Origin of the sequence: Clostridium hydrogenum (genome assembly GCF_021432385.1) — a bacterium.
Lineage (GTDB): Bacteria > Bacillota > Clostridia > Clostridiales > Clostridiaceae > Clostridium_S > Clostridium_S hydrogenum.
The window spans coordinates 1,031,869-1,047,500 of sequence record NZ_JAEACT010000004.1; the positions used below are offsets into that span (position 1 = coordinate 1,031,869).

General features: G+C 32.8%; 14 protein-coding genes, 1 tRNA gene and 2 rRNA genes (1 of these 17 running past the window's edge). 5 read left to right on the plus strand and 12 right to left on the minus strand.

Annotated features, from left to right (window positions below):
- Window positions 1–13 precede the first annotated feature (13 nt).
- On the minus strand, window positions 14–343 hold the full coding sequence (locus CUEA01_RS22925; RefSeq protein ID WP_234124581.1) for a cyclic-di-AMP receptor: 330 nt from the start codon (window positions 341–343) through the stop codon (window positions 14–16).
- 152 nt (window positions 344–495) lie between these two features.
- Here CUEA01_RS22925 and CUEA01_RS22930 point away from each other — a divergent pair, with 152 nt between their 5' ends.
- Window positions 496–927 carry a hypothetical protein gene (locus tag CUEA01_RS22930; protein ID WP_234124584.1) on the plus strand — a complete coding sequence of 144 codons (432 nt, stop codon included), beginning with the start codon at window positions 496–498 and terminating at the stop codon, window positions 925–927.
- 135 nt (window positions 928–1,062) lie between these two features.
- On the opposite strand, the gene CUEA01_RS22935 is transcribed toward CUEA01_RS22930, so the two are convergent.
- Genes CUEA01_RS22935 through CUEA01_RS22945 form a run of 3 tightly spaced genes read right to left on the minus strand, consistent with a single transcriptional unit; the run spans window position 1,063 to window position 3,311 of the window.
- Window positions 1,063–1,653, minus strand: coding sequence for a nucleoside/nucleotide kinase family protein (locus CUEA01_RS22935; protein WP_234124586.1), 591 nt, complete (start codon window positions 1,651–1,653; stop codon window positions 1,063–1,065).
- Between the two features lie 15 nt (window positions 1,654–1,668).
- Entirely contained in the window at window positions 1,669–3,123 is a 1,455-nt protein-coding gene (locus CUEA01_RS22940) for an aminotransferase class I/II-fold pyridoxal phosphate-dependent enzyme (RefSeq protein ID WP_234124589.1), read from the minus strand.
- Window positions 3,102–3,311, minus strand: a complete 210-nt coding sequence (locus CUEA01_RS22945) for a sigma factor G inhibitor Gin (protein WP_234124591.1) — start codon at window positions 3,309–3,311, stop codon at window positions 3,102–3,104. Before CUEA01_RS22945 ends, CUEA01_RS22940 begins: the two co-directional genes overlap by 22 nt.
- Before the next feature lie 164 nt (window positions 3,312–3,475).
- Here CUEA01_RS22945 and CUEA01_RS22950 point away from each other — a divergent pair, with 164 nt between their 5' ends.
- From CUEA01_RS22950 to CUEA01_RS22965, 4 genes are all read left to right on the plus strand, one after another.
- The gene (locus CUEA01_RS22950) at window positions 3,476–4,651 is read left to right on the plus strand and encodes a zinc-binding metallopeptidase family protein (protein ID WP_234124594.1); all 1,176 of its coding nucleotides are present in this window, start codon (window positions 3,476–3,478) and stop codon (window positions 4,649–4,651) included.
- A 396-nt stretch (window positions 4,652–5,047) separates the two neighbouring features.
- Window positions 5,048–5,998, plus strand: a complete 951-nt coding sequence (locus CUEA01_RS22955) for a magnesium transporter CorA family protein (protein ID WP_234124596.1) — start codon at window positions 5,048–5,050, stop codon at window positions 5,996–5,998.
- Window positions 5,999–6,057: 59 nt separating this feature from the next.
- On the plus strand, window positions 6,058–6,975 hold the full coding sequence (locus tag CUEA01_RS22960) for a S66 peptidase family protein (RefSeq protein ID WP_234124597.1): 918 nt from the start codon (window positions 6,058–6,060) through the stop codon (window positions 6,973–6,975).
- 21 nt (window positions 6,976–6,996) lie between these two features.
- Window positions 6,997–7,470, plus strand: coding sequence for a hypothetical protein (locus CUEA01_RS22965; protein WP_234124598.1), 474 nt, complete (start codon window positions 6,997–6,999; stop codon window positions 7,468–7,470).
- A 233-nt stretch (window positions 7,471–7,703) separates the two neighbouring features.
- On the opposite strand, the gene CUEA01_RS22970 is transcribed toward CUEA01_RS22965, so the two are convergent.
- The 8 genes from CUEA01_RS22970 to CUEA01_RS23005 form a co-directional block, all read right to left on the minus strand.
- The gene (locus tag CUEA01_RS22970; protein ID WP_234124599.1) at window positions 7,704–8,396 is read right to left on the minus strand and encodes a class I SAM-dependent methyltransferase; all 693 of its coding nucleotides are present in this window, start codon (window positions 8,394–8,396) and stop codon (window positions 7,704–7,706) included.
- 104 nt (window positions 8,397–8,500) lie between these two features.
- Window positions 8,501–9,427 carry a leucine-rich repeat domain-containing protein gene (locus tag CUEA01_RS22975; protein WP_234124600.1) on the minus strand — a complete coding sequence of 309 codons (927 nt, stop codon included), beginning with the start codon at window positions 9,425–9,427 and terminating at the stop codon, window positions 8,501–8,503.
- Window positions 9,428–9,446: 19 nt separating this feature from the next.
- Window positions 9,447–11,231, minus strand: coding sequence for a bifunctional homocysteine S-methyltransferase/methylenetetrahydrofolate reductase (locus CUEA01_RS22980; RefSeq protein WP_234124783.1), 1,785 nt, complete (start codon window positions 11,229–11,231; stop codon window positions 9,447–9,449).
- A 180-nt stretch (window positions 11,232–11,411) separates the two neighbouring features.
- Entirely contained in the window at window positions 11,412–11,864 is a 453-nt protein-coding gene (locus tag CUEA01_RS22985) for a C40 family peptidase (protein ID WP_234124601.1), read from the minus strand.
- Window positions 11,865–12,056: 192 nt separating this feature from the next.
- Window positions 12,057–13,304: a peptidoglycan recognition protein family protein gene (locus CUEA01_RS22990; RefSeq protein ID WP_234124602.1), complete on the minus strand. Its 1,248-nt coding sequence runs from the start codon at window positions 13,302–13,304 to the stop codon at window positions 12,057–12,059.
- 91 nt (window positions 13,305–13,395) lie between these two features.
- Window positions 13,396–13,469 (minus strand) — tRNA-Cys (locus tag CUEA01_RS22995).
- A gap of 12 nt (window positions 13,470–13,481) precedes the next feature.
- A 5S ribosomal RNA gene (gene rrf, locus CUEA01_RS23000) occupies window positions 13,482–13,598 on the minus strand.
- Window positions 13,599–13,675: 77 nt separating this feature from the next.
- A 23S ribosomal RNA gene (locus CUEA01_RS23005) occupies window positions 13,676–15,632 on the minus strand (it continues 950 nt past the right edge of the window).

Here is a 15,632-nt window from a genome sequence, read left to right on the forward strand (position 1 = left end):
AAACTGCCTCCATCTATATTTTTATAAACTTATCTACATCCACAACAAATATTGTTGCCCCTCCAACTTCTATATCAATAGGATAAGGTACGTATACTCCAGTTGAACCAGACACTGGAGAAGGTGATGTTACAATCTGTTCTCTTGTTTTACATTCATCCTGTATGGTATTTATTACTTTATCGACATCTTTTTCTTCAACGCCTATTATAAGCGTAGTATTTCCTGCCTTTAAAAATCCACCAGTTGTAGCAAGCTTGGTAACTCTAAAACCTCCATCTGTAAGAATATCTATTAAGTCACCTGCATCATCATCTTGAACAATAACAATTATTAATTTCATTTTATCCCCCTCCTATAACTTACACTTTTTTAACATTATTTATTATATATATTTTATCACAATTTATATTACTCTTTACAATTATTTTTATTTTAATTATAATTATTATATAATTAAACTGAATATAATAATCAAAAGGTGTGGTGATATACATGAATAAAGATGAATTTAAAATTGGGACAAAAATAAAATTTAACTTGAGGAGACCTTATACTAAAGCTGACATCGATTATGGATGTGACTCAAGAGTAGATGGAATGACGGGGACAATAAAGGACCTATGGGATATAAATGAATATTGTATAGTAACACTTGATAAGCCGCTAATCTACGGAGACGGAAAAAAGGTTTATGAATACTGGGACTATATATATAATATGGAGCCATTAACCGAAGATATTGAAGATTCCATTGATGTCAATTACCGTGCAGCTTGGTTTGAATTAAAGAAAAATATCAACGATGAGTACAAAAATTTATTAAGTTTATCAAATAATCCTGTATTAAAACCTCAAATTAATGTTTTTGATAAAATATTATCCTACATGAATAATTATGAAAAAAACACGAACTTCAGCAAATAATCTTGCACCATTACAAGTAATTGAGGTTTATTTACAAATAAAAAAGCTGCCTTTTAAATAAAAATTAGTAACTTTTATTTAAAGGCAGCTTTTTATTTGGCTATGGTTTAAGATACTTTCTCTGTCTATTAAAAATTATATAATAAACTTCAATATATCATTCTTTATATCATGTATACATTTTTTTAAATTTAAATTATTATAAAAATCATAGATATTACATTTTTTAAGTTTCTCCTCAGAAAAATCTTCATTATCAGCTAAAAATCTTCTACAAACTTCATTGTAATTTGGATTCATTTGGTTTTTTTCTCTTCTTATTGCTCTTTCTAATCTTTCTCCATCTTCAACATTTATATAGAATGCAACAACATTATTATCACCAAAATATTTCTTTAAATTTTGGTAAGATTCTAAGGTAGCTATTAAAATGTAATTATATTTTTCTAATTCAACCTGTCCATCATCTATAGTAGAATAATGCCATTTGCCGTTTATTGTGTTATAAACTCTTTCTTCTATTATCCTTCCAGCCCTTTTATATCCTTCTAAAACATCCTCATTAATAAAATGATATTCAATGCCATCTGTTTCATTAATTCTTTTAGGCCTTGTGGTATACGTTATAATAGGCTTTAGCATTAAAGCTTTGTCATCTCTCAATGCCTTGAATATGGTATCCTTACCCGAACTACTTTTTCCCATAACGCAAAAAATTTTACCCATTAATAACTCTCCAATCTATACGATGTTTATTAAATAATTATCTTTTTCACCTTTTTCTATCCCAAGCACTACTGTTTCATTATGTAAATAATATTTTATTTCTTTAATTAGTGAACTACTTATAACTTCTCCTGGCATAAGTATCGGAACTCCTGGTGGATATGGTACAATAGCATCCTTACATATACAACCTTCACTTTCATCGAGACCTAATTGAATGCCTTTTTTATTAAATACTTCCCATGGATTCATTTTTATATTCGGGAAAGTACTTCCTCTAGAAATATATTGAAAGTTTACATCATCACTCATTCCATCTATTTTTATTTCATCTAAATTACAATTTTTAATCACTTCGTATAATTTTTCAAATTCATCCTCTGTATTAAATGGCGAGAATATCAGAATCACATTTTGACTATCACACATTTCCGGCTGAATTGAATTATTTTTTAAATGGTTATAAAGTTTAAAGCCACTGTATCCCTTAGAAACATTTATTATAAACCTTGTTTTATCAATACACTCACTTTTCTTTAAATCTTCTTCATTTAAAATATGAATTTCTTTAATTGTGTTTATTTTCTTTAAATATTCATTGCACATTCCTATAAGTTTTTTATATTCTTCTCTTCCAAATTCCTCAATATAATATCTCGCGTAATCCATAGAACTCATAAGCATATAAGATGGACTAGTAGTCGAGAATGCACTTACATAAAAATCTAGCTTGTCTAGTTCTATATCATCACTACATAAATGAAGATATGAAGTTTGAGTAAAGCTTGGCAACGTTTTATGTGAACTCATTACAACAGCATCACATCCTAAATTAACAGCACTTTCAGGTAATTCATCGCATAACCCAAAGTGAGCACCATGAGCAGAATCTACAAGTACTTTCATTCCTCTCTTCTTGGCTTCATTAGCTATAAACTGAAGATTACAGCACACTCCATAATAATTGGGATAAGTAATAATTATTCCTTTAGCATCACTATTTTTATCTAAAACACTTAAAAAATACTCCTCGTCAATTGATAAAGGAGCATTAATATGAGTATTAAAATTATTTTTTATATAAACAGGTTTTAATTTTCTCATTATTATGCCATTAAATATCGATCTATGACAATTTCTCTCTACTATTACCTTATCCCCTTCATTAAAGCTTGCAAATATCATAGCTAAGTTTCCACCTGTACTTCCATTTACAAGAAAGTATGACTTTTTAGTACCATAAAAATCTCTCAACTTCTCTTGAGCTTCCTTAATAATTCCCTCTGCATGATGCAAATTATCAAGACCATCTACTTCAGTTAAATCAAATTTTACAACATTATCATAAAACTTTTTACCTGCTTCCGTACATAAAAATCCTTTCCCTGCCTTATGTCCAGGCATGCAAAGCAAACTATTATTTTCTCTTATATATTTCATAACACCATCTATAAGTGGTAATTTTGACACTCGCAATCCGCTCCCCTTGCTATATTATGAACAATCTCTCTTTTTATACATTCTTTATAGTATTCATAAATATCGTTTCCATTTTTAAGTTTAACCAATCTTTCCTCACAAGTTTTACACATACCCTTACCACTAAATATTATACCATCTTTGAGGGGCTTTCCACATATAATGCAGTTTTTTTTCATAAAATTATTTCCTCCTTGAATATTATCAGTTAAAATCATTGCCACTTATACTATATTTTATTCAGTAAAGTAGCTATTTTTATTTTGTCCCAATAAATTTTTTATTTTATATTTTTTATTTTTATGGTAATACTACTGATAATAATAAAAAATGAGGTGGTATCTTGAAACAAGAAATGGTTACTTTTTTAAGTGTTCTGAAAGATGATATCTTAGATCTTACAAAATACCTTTACAACAATCCTGAAGAAAGTTTTTATGAATACAAAGCCTATAATTATATATCTGGATTATTAAAAGGATTTGGTTTTAAAGTTGAATCAAACTATTTAAACATGCCAACTTCATTTTATGCTCAGTACGGTGAAGGGCACCCAAAAATTTGTTTTATATGTGAATACGATGCTTTAAAGGAGAAAGGTCATGTATATGGATATAATGCTGAAAGTGCAATATCTACAGCTGCTGCTCTTGCCCTCTCAAGGATAATACCAAAGGTTGGTGGAAGCTGTATAGTTATCGGTTGCCCCGGTGAAATACTCAGCGGTTCCAAAATTACCATGTTAGAACAAGGTACCTTTGAAGATTTAGATGCTGTTTTAATGGTTCAACCACACGTTGTTACTTGTGAAAGTGGAAATTCCATGGCAGTTCTACCGCTTCAAATTAAATATACTGAAAATCAAAATAATAATGATATAACAGGAAATTACAGTGCTCTTGATGCATGTTTATTTACTTTTGATGCTTTAAATATGCTTTCAAAAGGTTTTGGAGATAACTGCTTTATAAACGGTGTAAATGTAAATAGTATCAATGATGCTTTTCCTCAAAGTGTGGAGGCAAAATTTTGCTTAAGAGCACCATCAAGCATGATAGCTAATGCCATAGAAGATAAAATTAAAAACTTTATAAATATGACCTGCTCATTATTAAATATATCCTCAGAACTTCATCTTTATGGTATGCCTTGTAAAGAATTAATAACAAACTCAACATTAGATAGGCTATTTTCGCATAATCTTAAAGAAAGTGGAATAATAAATATTGATGGAGTTAAAAATATATATTCACCTTTAACTCTTGGGAACGTAAGCCATGTGGTACCATGCATACATCCCTATGTTTCAATTGTTGAAAATAATTCAATAAAATATGGTACAAAGCAATTTGCTGATGCAACTATTTCCGCATACGCCCAAGATGTAATAATGAAATCAGCAGCAGCTTTAGCTTTTACAGCCTTTGACCTTATTTCAAAACAATCCTTAATTGGTGAAGCCAAAACAGAATTAAAAAGCAATACAACAAACATGAAGTATAGTGAACATTATATTTAATTATAATTGGATTTTCACATGTTTAAAAAATACGAACCAACTAAATCAATTCACAATTCACGATGCACAATTCACAATGAAAGGTGATTTTCTTCCGCTTTGCTACGGAAAATCTTAAAACTCATTTTTTATTGCTTACGCAATGGCACCATTTATGGTGCTAAGCGAAGCTTATAACATCTAAATTTAAGATTTACCTTACGAAAGGAAGGCAAATCCTCCTTCATTGTGCATTGTGAACTGTGAATTGTGAATTGATTAAGTTACTTTGCAATAATTTATATTATGGCATAACCACTGTTTTAATTTCATTCCCCTTAAGTTATAATTAATATGGAATTTAATAGCGAAAGGAAGGTGAAAAGCCGTTAACCTATAAAAGGATAGCGGTGAACAATGATATCTATATACAAAAGTAAGGATCAGTCCAATCCATCAAAGCTTGAACTGCTAGAAAATATAGAACCAGGTTGTTGGATAAACATTGTAGCTCCCTCAGAACAAGAACTCATGCTGATAAATAAAAAGACTGGCGTTTCTATGGATTTTTTAAAAGCTGCACTAGATGATGAAGAAACTTCACGACTTGAAATAGAAGATGAAAATATATTAGTTATTGTGGACATTCCTTTCACTGAGATGGAAGATAACTCTTTAACTTACGATACGTATCCACTTGCAATAATACATACAAAAAGAGAAATTATAACTATATGCCTAAAAAATAGTAAGGCTGTAACAGATTTTATCGAAGGTAAGGTTAAAACATTTTTTACTTTTAAACGTTCAAGATTTATTCTTCAAATTCTTTATAAAGTTGCAACTTATTACTTAATATATTTAAGACAAATAGATAAAAAAAGTGTTATGATAGAAAAAAGACTTCATAAGTCACTTAAAAATAAAGAGCTTATTCAACTTTTATCACTTGAAAAATCTCTTGTCTATTTTTCAACATCATTAAAATCAAATGAAATAACTCTTGAAAAAATGCTAAAACTTGAAATAACTCAAAAATATCCTGAAGATCAAGATGTTCTTGAAGATGTAATAATAGAAAACAAACAAGCTATAGAAATGGCAAGTATTTATAGTGATATTTTAAGTGGAACTATGGATGCATTTGCTTCAGTTGTATCAAATAATCAAAACTTAGTCATGAAATTTTTAACTACAATAACAATAATACTTTCAATACCTACAATGATATCTAACTTATTCGCAATGAATGTGCAAGGCATACCTCTCGCAAATTATAAATATGGTTTTGAAGTAATTTGTGGAATTTCCCTTGTTGCAGTAATAATAGCTGCCATCGCTTTATATAAAAAAGATATACACATGTAAGTTAATTAATTATAAACGAAACTGTTTTGCAAAAATTGTTAATTAGGAAGGTGATTTTTTTGCTTGGTAAAAAATTAAATTATGGTGATACCATAGGTGTTATATCCCCATCAAGTCCTGAAAAACCAGAATCTATACAAAAAGGACTAGATTTCATTACAAAATTAGGCTTTAAAACAAAAGTAGGAAAACACATAAATGATAAATATGGCTATCTTGCTGGCTCGGATACGGATAGAGCACAGGATATTATGGACATGTTTCTTGATAAAGATGTTGATATAATTTTATGCATGCGTGGTGGATATGGCTCTATGAGAACTCTACCTTACCTTGATTTTAATGTAATAAAAAACAATCCAAAAATATTTGTAGGTTTTAGTGATATAACTGCATACCTAAATTCCTTTCATTCAAAAACAGGACTAATAACTTTTCATGGTCCAATGGCTAGTTCAAATTTAGGGGATGAATATACATTAAAATCATTTCTAGATACTCTTACTAAGGTAAATAACGGATATTCCATAAAAAACCCACCAGAAATCAACTTAAAATGTCACAACAATGGTACTGCAACCGGTAAACTTGTTGGCGGAAATCTTTCTCTTATAAGCAACACTATTGGAACTCCTTATGAAGTTGATTTCAAGGACAATATACTTTTTATTGAAGATGTACACGAAGAACCTTATGCTATAGATAGAATGTTAACTCATCTTTTGCTCGCTGGGAAACTACAGCAGTGCAGTGGTTTTATACTTGGTCAATTTACAAGATGCTCTTTGCCTCATTACGAAAGAAGCTTAACACTAGAACAAGTTATAGAAGATAGAATTTTAAACTTAAATAAGCCTACAATAACAAACTTAATGAGTGGACATGACTATCCAAAACTCACTTTACCAATAGGTGCAAAGACTAAAATTGATTGCGACAATACTGCTATAGATATTTTAGAAGCAGTTGTAAAATAATATTTTTTAGGAGGCATATATTTGTTAGGTCATTTAGGTTTTTCATATGTTGGCCTAGTATATTTGCTAATGCTATTTATTCCAAATTTAATATGGACAAATAATCAAGCACTAGATTATCATACAAAAAATGAAAATAAAGTTTTATCAGTATTTGAAAAAGTTGGTCAAGTTTTAGTTACATGCGTAGTATTGATGTTTAAGGATTTTAATATAAATAGAATTTCTTTATGGTCAATATGGTTACTTATATCTTTTCTTCTAATGTTAATTTATGAACTTTGCTGGATTAGATATTTTTTAAGTGAACCTACAGAAAAGAATTTTTATCGCAGCTTATTTGAAATACCTGTGCCATTGGCAAGCTTACCAGTTATAGCATTCTTGATACTTGGCATTTACGGAAAAGTTATCTGGCTTATAATATCAATCATTATATTGGGTATAGGACATATAGGAATACACCTACAACATTTAAATGCTATAAAGCATTAAACCAAAGTACAGAGTACACATGACAGAGTACAGTTAAGGATGATTTACCTTTCCTTACGTTAGGTAAATCTTAAACTTATATGTTGTCAGCTTCGCTGAACAACATTAATGCCTCAATTGCGTAAGCAATGAAAAACTAAGTTTTAAGATTTTCTGTAGCAAAGCGGAAGAAAATCATCCTTAACTGTACTCTGTACTCTGTCAGTTGTACTCTGAATAAAGGTTCGCAATATTTAAGATTTATGTATAAAATTATCTTGTTCGGAAGTGCCCTTTTTGCGTGCACTTATATAGTAATGCTTAGAATCCACTTTTTTATGATTTATGTAACAATAATCTATATGTCGTATTTCCTCTATATCAAAATTATTAAATATTGTTAAGATATCTTCACGATTAGCATAAAAATGTGGAACGTTATTTTCTGGACCATCTTCTTTGTTTAATATCGTATTTTCATCTATTTTAGGGAACCCAGACTTAGTAAACATCCAAGATTCTTTAGACCCCATTGACGTATATAGTTCTCCACCTTGCTTTAAAACTCGTTCTATTTCACCTACAACCTTCTTCATTCCTTCTGTATCTGCATGAGAAATGGAATGATAAGCAAATACACAATCAAAATAATTGTCCTCATACGGTAATGAAATCATATCTCCAATTTTAATATCAATATCTAATTTTTCTTTTTCAGCCCACTTTTCCAAATAACTTACCCCATAATCTGATATATCAATAGCAGATACATCAAAACCATGTTGTGCAAAAAATATTGAATGTCGTCCCAAACCAGAGCCCAAATCTAAAATCCTTTTAAAGCCCAGCTCTGACCATTTGTTAGCAAGATAATAAACATTATCTGTTGGCTTAAGCCAAGGTGTCTGGTTTGCATTTTCCCATTCCCATCCCTTTGATTTTACCATTAAATTCCCTCCAAATTAAAATAAAATCACAATAATATATAGTTATTCATTTGTTTAATTGTGTAACTCATATATTAACAATACAAGATATAATCATATTAATTTTAGTTAACGTCCCAAACTACTGTCCCTGAATCTACTTGAAAATCTTTTCTCTTCAATTGAGAATCCAATTTTATTAATGGCGAAACATCCTTAATTTGATTATTTGCAATTTCCAGATCCGTAAGATTAGGCAATTTTAAAAGTGAACTTACATCTTCAATATTATTTCCATCCAAGGATAAATACTGCAAATTATTTAAACCTTCAAGACTACTTATATCTTCAATACTATTATCACTTAAAAATAAAAACTGCAAATTACTTAGATTTCTAAGTGGACTTATATCGCTAATTTGGCAACCAACTAAATTTAAAGTTTGTAATTTAGTTAGCTTTTCAAGTGGCTCTAAATTACTAATTGAATTACCACCCAAAAAAATGCTATTTAAATTTGTTAAATTTTCAATTCCACTAAGATCAGTTATATTATCATCTACTGCTGCAAGTGTAGTAACCTGCTCTAAATCACTTTTAGTTAAATCTCCAGATTGCTTTCCAATCGCATTTCTTACAGCACTTTCTAAATTTTTATCTTTAAATCCAATGGCTGAACTAGAACTATCATTCTGAATTGAAAATGTCATTGTAACAGAATTACTTAACAGCTTGTTATCCTTCGCTTTCATGTTTTCATCAACGGTTAAATAATATACTGTACCAGGAACATATCCATTACTCGGAGGATTTACAATTATGCTCTCACCATCTTGTCCTTCTTGTAGACTTATATTTGCATCATTTCCATCTGGATCACATACAGTTATACTTCCTGCTGTATTACTATTTATTTCAACTGGCTCATTAAAGCTTATTGTCCAAGCCTTATCTTTAGCAACAACTTGTCCATCTTTAAAAATTTGCGCTTTTGCATTAAATCCAAAACATAATGAAAATAACGTAAAAATAATTATTATATATTTCTTCATTCAAAATCTCTCCAATACCTTATTTAGAAATAGCTTTTATAATACTTATGATCATTTCAATTCTATTAAATGGTGTAACAAAATACAGCCCATCTACGTGGTTTTTTATCCTTTTTATTATATCTATCGCTATATCTATTCCAACTCTCTCGGCCTCTTCCCTACTCATATCAGCATTAAACCTATTAGCATATTTTTCTGGTATATTAACTCCTGATAATTCGTTATTTATAAACTGAGCGTTTCTATAGCTTACAAGTGGCATAATACCGCCTAAAATTTTAATATTTTTTTCTCTCTTAAACTGTGCTAAAAACTCTATAGTCTCATCTTCAAAAATAGGTTGCGTAAGAAAAAAGCTTGCACCATTCTGTACCTTTTTATTCATTCTTAATACTTCCGAATTCTTATTGGTTACATTTAAATTAAGTGCACCACCTATGCTTATTTCATCATCTTTAAATACTTCTCCGTTCATTTCTGATATAAGTTCTATAAGCCTAAAAGAATTTAAATTAAACACACTTTTAGCTTTTACTCCTTCAATACCTGTTACAGGATCGCCAGTTACAGCAAGTACATTTCTAATATCCTCAATATTAGCAGCAAGTAAACTTGATCTTATAGCATTTACATTTTTATCCCTACAACATATATGAGGCATTACATCTATACCTATTTCTCTTTTAATTTTTGAAGCAATTACAACAGAATCAACCCTAACTTTTGACATAGGTGAATCTGCAACTGTAACTAAATCAATATTATTATCTCTGCAAACTTCAGCACAGTGCATGAGCTTGTCTATAGTTGTGTTTGTAGGTGGATCTAATTCTACAACAATTGGGAATTCACCGGCATAAAGCTTGTCTATAAACTTATTAATAACTTTTTTAGGTTTTTTAATCTTTAATTTTTTATCGAAATCATTAGAGACTATATTTGTATTATTTGATTTAATTTTATAACTTAACCTTCTTATATGTTCTGGTGTAGTTCCGCAGCAACCGCCTAATATTCGAGGTCCAAGATTTTTCAACAATAACATTCTATCCGAAAAATAATCAGGATTATCTACATAAACCATTCTCTCATTTATAATTTCAGGATATCCTGCATTTGGAAGTACAGATATAATATTATTGGCATACAAATCAAACTGTTTTAATAAATTATATAAATGAGTCGGTCCTGAGCCACAATTAAATCCAAAGGCATCTATGTCTTTAATATCCTTTATTTTACTTACAATATTGCTTATACTTATACCGTCTCTAGTATATCCATCCTGCATAACTGCAAATTGTGTAAGTATGAATGCAGAACTATTTTTTTTCTTTATATATTCCGAGATTTCCTTTAAGCAATTTAAATTACTTAAAGTCTCAAATATAAATATATCAGCTCCCTCACTCATAAACACATCAATTATAAATTTGTACTCATCAAATACATCCTCAAGTGTTTTATCGGTGCCAGATAAGTTTATAGGTCCAATATCTGCTGCTACAAATACATCCTTATCTTCAGCAGCTTCTTTGGCTATATTATAACCCTTTTTTATAATTTCCTTTACCTTATCTCTAGAAACTTGAAGTGTTATTGTGTTTGCTGAAAATGTATTTGTTCGTAGCAATTTTGCGCCAGCCTCAATATACTCTTTATGTATCCTTTTCACGATATCAACTTTATTTAAATTTTCAAATTCACAAAATGATTCATTATTGCCAGTTATTTTTGAATAGTATGTTCCCATTGCACCATCTGTAATTAAAATATCATTTTTTAAATATTCAGATATAATCATAAATTTTCTCCCTATTAATCGAATAATAAATTTAAATACATTTTATCACATACAGACATTATCTCAAAGTAAATAAAATTGCAGAAGGTAAAACATCTAAAAAAATAGCCAAAAGTTGGGCTTGTATTTCTTTAAGGTGCCTTATATCCCCCTGCAATTTTTCATATTATACTTCTACTAATTAGTAACTCTAATAGCTGCATAAAATTGCATATATTTTAAATACTCTATTCTCACTACATCGCCAGTCTTAGGAGAATGTATAAAACGCCCTCCGCCTATATATATGCCATCATGATATACATTATTAGCTGTACCAAAAAAAACGATATCTCCAGGTTTTAAATCACTTTGGTTTACTTTTACACCTACTTTAACTTGTTCTGATGTAGTTCTTGGTAATTTAATTCCGAAATGTGCATACACATACTGAACAAATCCAGAACAATCAAATCCGTTTGGTGTTACACCTCCATTTACATATGGGAGCCCTAGAAACATTTTTGAATATGTAACAACTGTTTGGCTTCCATCATTAATTGTAGCAGCATTCACTTTATTATGTAAGCATATATTTAGTACTAATATACTCGTCAAAAACACAATCACAAGCTTTTTTATGTTATGCAATCAATCACCTTCCTTCACTATATAGAGATAAACCATGTGAAACTTCAAAATTAATTTGTACTAAAATGCTATCTTCTAAGCATTTTAGTACAAATTGATTTTGGTAGCTGAACTGGTTTATCTATAGGAATAATTATATCACTATTTTTTAGCAAAGATAAAACTTTAGATTCTAAATTCACAAAAACATTATTACAATCCTAGTAACTTTCTCCATGTCATCTTTCCGACAACTCCATCATTATCTAAACCATTTGACTTTTGAAAATCAGCTACTGCTCGTTTAGTTCCATTTCCGAATATTCCATCAGCTCCTATGCCTAATTTCTTCTGTAGCCATTTTACAAGGTCACCTTGGGAATTTACTTTTAGCAAAGGACATGCTTGTAATGTAGCTGTATCTACAGTATTATTTACAGTTAAATGCCCATAGCCTCCATTATTTAATGCCAATTTCAATTCAGCTATTGAGCCACTACTAACTTGGACTGGCTGATTATTAGTTGTATTACTAGTATTGCCATTATTAGATACGTTACTGCTTAGTAACTTTGACCAAGTCATCTTACCAACCACGCCATCATTATCTAAGCCATTTGCTTTTTGAAAATTTGCCACTGCCTGCTTAGTAGCATTTCCAAAAATACCATCAGCACTTATTCCCAATTTCTTCTGTAACCACTTTACAATATCTCCCTTAGAATTTACCGTTAAAAGTGGACATGCAGCTATAGTAGTTGCATCTGCAATATTATTAATGGATATATGACCGTATCCACCATTATTTAATGCTGTTTGTAATTCTCCTATAGAAGCATCGCCAGCTTGTCCTTGGTTACCGGGTATATTATCATTTGGTGCTTGACCATTAATAGCTTTTTGAATATCCCCAACTAATTGATCCCATGACTTACCGTAATCATGTAAATATCCTATTGGATCTGTATGGTTTGTTTCATGAAACATTTTTGAAACCCAATCATGACTATAGATATTACTAGAATTCCATCCATACCTTTTACATATAGATGCTACTAGCTGTATTGTATTTTGATAAACCTTATTAAATTTGTCTTGATTATTTCCGTAAGGAACGCACATTTCAACACTTAAATATTTGTGGTTCGCAGTAGGTCCAGCATGCCATGCTACTTCATTTTCTGGAACTGCTTGAATAGCTTTATTCCAATCAACGAAATAATGTGCCGAAGAAGCAACATAGGATGAATTAAAATAATCTCTATTATTCTGCGCAGTTCCACCTGGATCATCCGTGTCATGTATTATAATTCCTATAGGCTGTAATTTTTCATGACTTCTATTATAATTTATGTACTCTTTTTGAACTGATATGGCATGTACAAAATTTGTAGGCACAAAATTAAAAGTAGCAGCAACCCCTACTACTAAAATCAAACTAAAAACTTTCTTTCTTAACATTTATCCATCTCCGTCTAAATTTTTAAAAATAAATATAAAAAAAGTAGTCCAACAAACTGAAAAATCAGAAGTCAGACTACTCTTATAAACTTGGAGGCGCCACCCAGATTTGAACTGGGGGTAAAGGTTTTGCAGACCTCTGCCTTACCACTTGGCTATAGCGCCATAGATAAAAATACCCGGCAACGACCTACTCTCACACAGAGCTGCCCCTGCACTACCATCGGCGCGTTGGCTCTTAACCTTCGTGTTCGGAATGGGAACGGGTGTTACAACCAAGCAATTATCACCGGATATGTTTTTATGATTGACTTCATCAGTCAATTTTTTTGAAAGTATTTTGTACTTTCAAAATTGCATAGTAATTTATATTGGTCAAGCCCTCGACCTATTAGTATTAGTCAGCTAAAAATGTTACCATCCTTACACCTCTAACCTATCAACCTGATGTTCTTTCAGGGGTCTTACTAACTTATGTTATGGGAAATCTTATCTTGAGGGGGGCTTCACGCTTAGATGCTTTCAGCGTTTATCCCTTCCCGACATAGCTACTCAGCCGTGCCGCTGGCGCGACAACTGATACACCAGAGGTCAGTCCATCCCGGTCCTCTCGTACTAAGGACAGCTCCTCTCAAATTTCCTACGCCCGCGACGGATAGGGACCGAACTGTCTCACGACGTTCTGAACCCAGCTCGCGTGCCGCTTTAATGGGCGAACAGCCCAACCCTTGGGACCTACTTCAGCCCCAGGATGCGACGAGCCGACATCGAGGTGCCAAACCTCCCCGTCGATGTGGACTCTTGGGGGAGATCAGCCTGTTATCCCCGAGGTAGCTTTTATCCGTTGAGCGATGACCCTCCCACGAGGTGTCACCGGATCACTAAGCCCGACTTTCGTCCCTGCTCCACTTGTTTGTGTCGCAGTCAGGCTCCCTTCTGCCTTTGCACTCTTCGCGCGATTTCCAACCGCGCTGAGGGAACCTTTGGGCGCCTCCGTTACTCTTTCGGAGGCGACCGCCCCAGTCAAACTGCCCATCTAGCTATGTCCCGTGGCCAGCTTCATGGCCTCCGGTTAGAATCTCAATACTGTCAGGGTGGTATCCCAAGGATGGCTCCATAGTCCCTGACGAAACTATTTCCTAGCCTCCCACCTATCCTGTACAGACAATATCGAAACTCAATGCTAAACTACAGTAAAGCTCTACGGGGTCTTTCCGTCCAATCGCGGGTAGCAAGCATCTTCACTTGCACTACAATTTCGCCGGATTTGCTGTTGAGACAGTGCCCAAATCATTACGCCATTCGTGCGGGTCGGAACTTACCCGACAAGGAATTTCGCTACCTTAGGACCGTTATAGTTACGGCCGCCGTTTACTGGGGCTTAAGTTCATGCCTTCGCTTGCGCTAAGCATTCCCCTTAACCTTCCAGCACCGGGCAGGCGTCAGCTCCTATACATCAGCTTTCGCTTTAGCAGAAACCTGTGTTTTTGATAAACAGTTGCTTGGGCCTATTCTCTGCGGCCTACTCTCGTAGGCACCCCTTATCCCGAAGTTACGGGGTCAATTTGCCGAGTTCCTTAACAGCAATTCTTCCGATGGTCTTAGGATTCTCTCCTCATCTACCTGTGTCGGTTTGCGGTACGGGCACCAAACTCCTCGATAGAGACTTTTCTTGGCAGCATGAAATCAGATACTTCGCAAATAAATTTGCTTCCCCGTAACACCCTAGACTTAAGAATACACGGATTTGCCTATGTATTCATCCTCAGTGCTTAGACACACATCCAATAGTGTGCACATCCTATCCTTCTGCGTCATCCCATTTCTGATAACGTTGTTTGGTGGTATCGGAATATCAACCGATTGTACATCGCCTACGCCTTTCGGCCTCGGCTTAGGTCCCGACTTACCCTGAGCGGACGAACCTTCCTCAGGAAACCTTAGATTTTCGACCACTAAGATTCTCACTTAGTTCTCGCTACTTATGCCAGCATACTCTCTCCTGTACAGTCCACCGCTCCTTTCGGTACGACTTCTGCCCATACAGGATGCTCCTCTACCACTCGTACATAGTACGAGTCCACAGCTTCGGTGTTAGATTTTAGCCCCGGACATTTTCGGCGCAGGATCTCTTGACTAGTGAGCTATTACGCACTCTTTTAATGTATGGCTGCTTCTGAGCCAACATCCTAGTTGTCTTAGAAATCCCACATCCTTTACCACTTAATCTACACTTGGGGACCTTAGCTGGTGGTCTGGGCTGTTTCCCTTTTGACTACGGATCTTATCATTCGCAGTCTGACTGCCGTGCTAATAGTATCTGGCATT

Bases quoted from the DNA above. Each gene is read 5' to 3' on its own strand.
- CUEA01_RS22945 (WP_234124591.1), bottom strand. From the start codon at position 3,311: ATGAAAAAAAACTGCATTATATGTGGAAAGCCCCTCAAAGATGGTATA.
- CUEA01_RS22970 (WP_234124599.1), bottom strand. From the start codon at position 8,396: ATGGTAAAATCAAAGGGATGGGAATGGGAAAATGCAAACCAGACACCT.
- CUEA01_RS22955 (WP_234124596.1), top strand. From the start codon at position 5,048: ATGATATCTATATACAAAAGTAAGGATCAGTCCAATCCATCAAAGCTT.
- CUEA01_RS22935 (WP_234124586.1), bottom strand. From the start codon at position 1,653: ATGGGTAAAATTTTTTGCGTTATGGGAAAAAGTAGTTCGGGTAAGGAT.
- CUEA01_RS22925 (WP_234124581.1), bottom strand. From the start codon at position 343: ATGAAATTAATAATTGTTATTGTTCAAGATGATGATGCAGGTGACTTA.
- CUEA01_RS22930 (WP_234124584.1), top strand. From the start codon at position 496: ATGAATAAAGATGAATTTAAAATTGGGACAAAAATAAAATTTAACTTG.
- CUEA01_RS22990 (WP_234124602.1), bottom strand. From the start codon at position 13,304: ATGTTAAGAAAGAAAGTTTTTAGTTTGATTTTAGTAGTAGGGGTTGCT.
- CUEA01_RS22975 (WP_234124600.1), bottom strand. From the start codon at position 9,427: ATGAAGAAATATATAATAATTATTTTTACGTTATTTTCATTATGTTTT.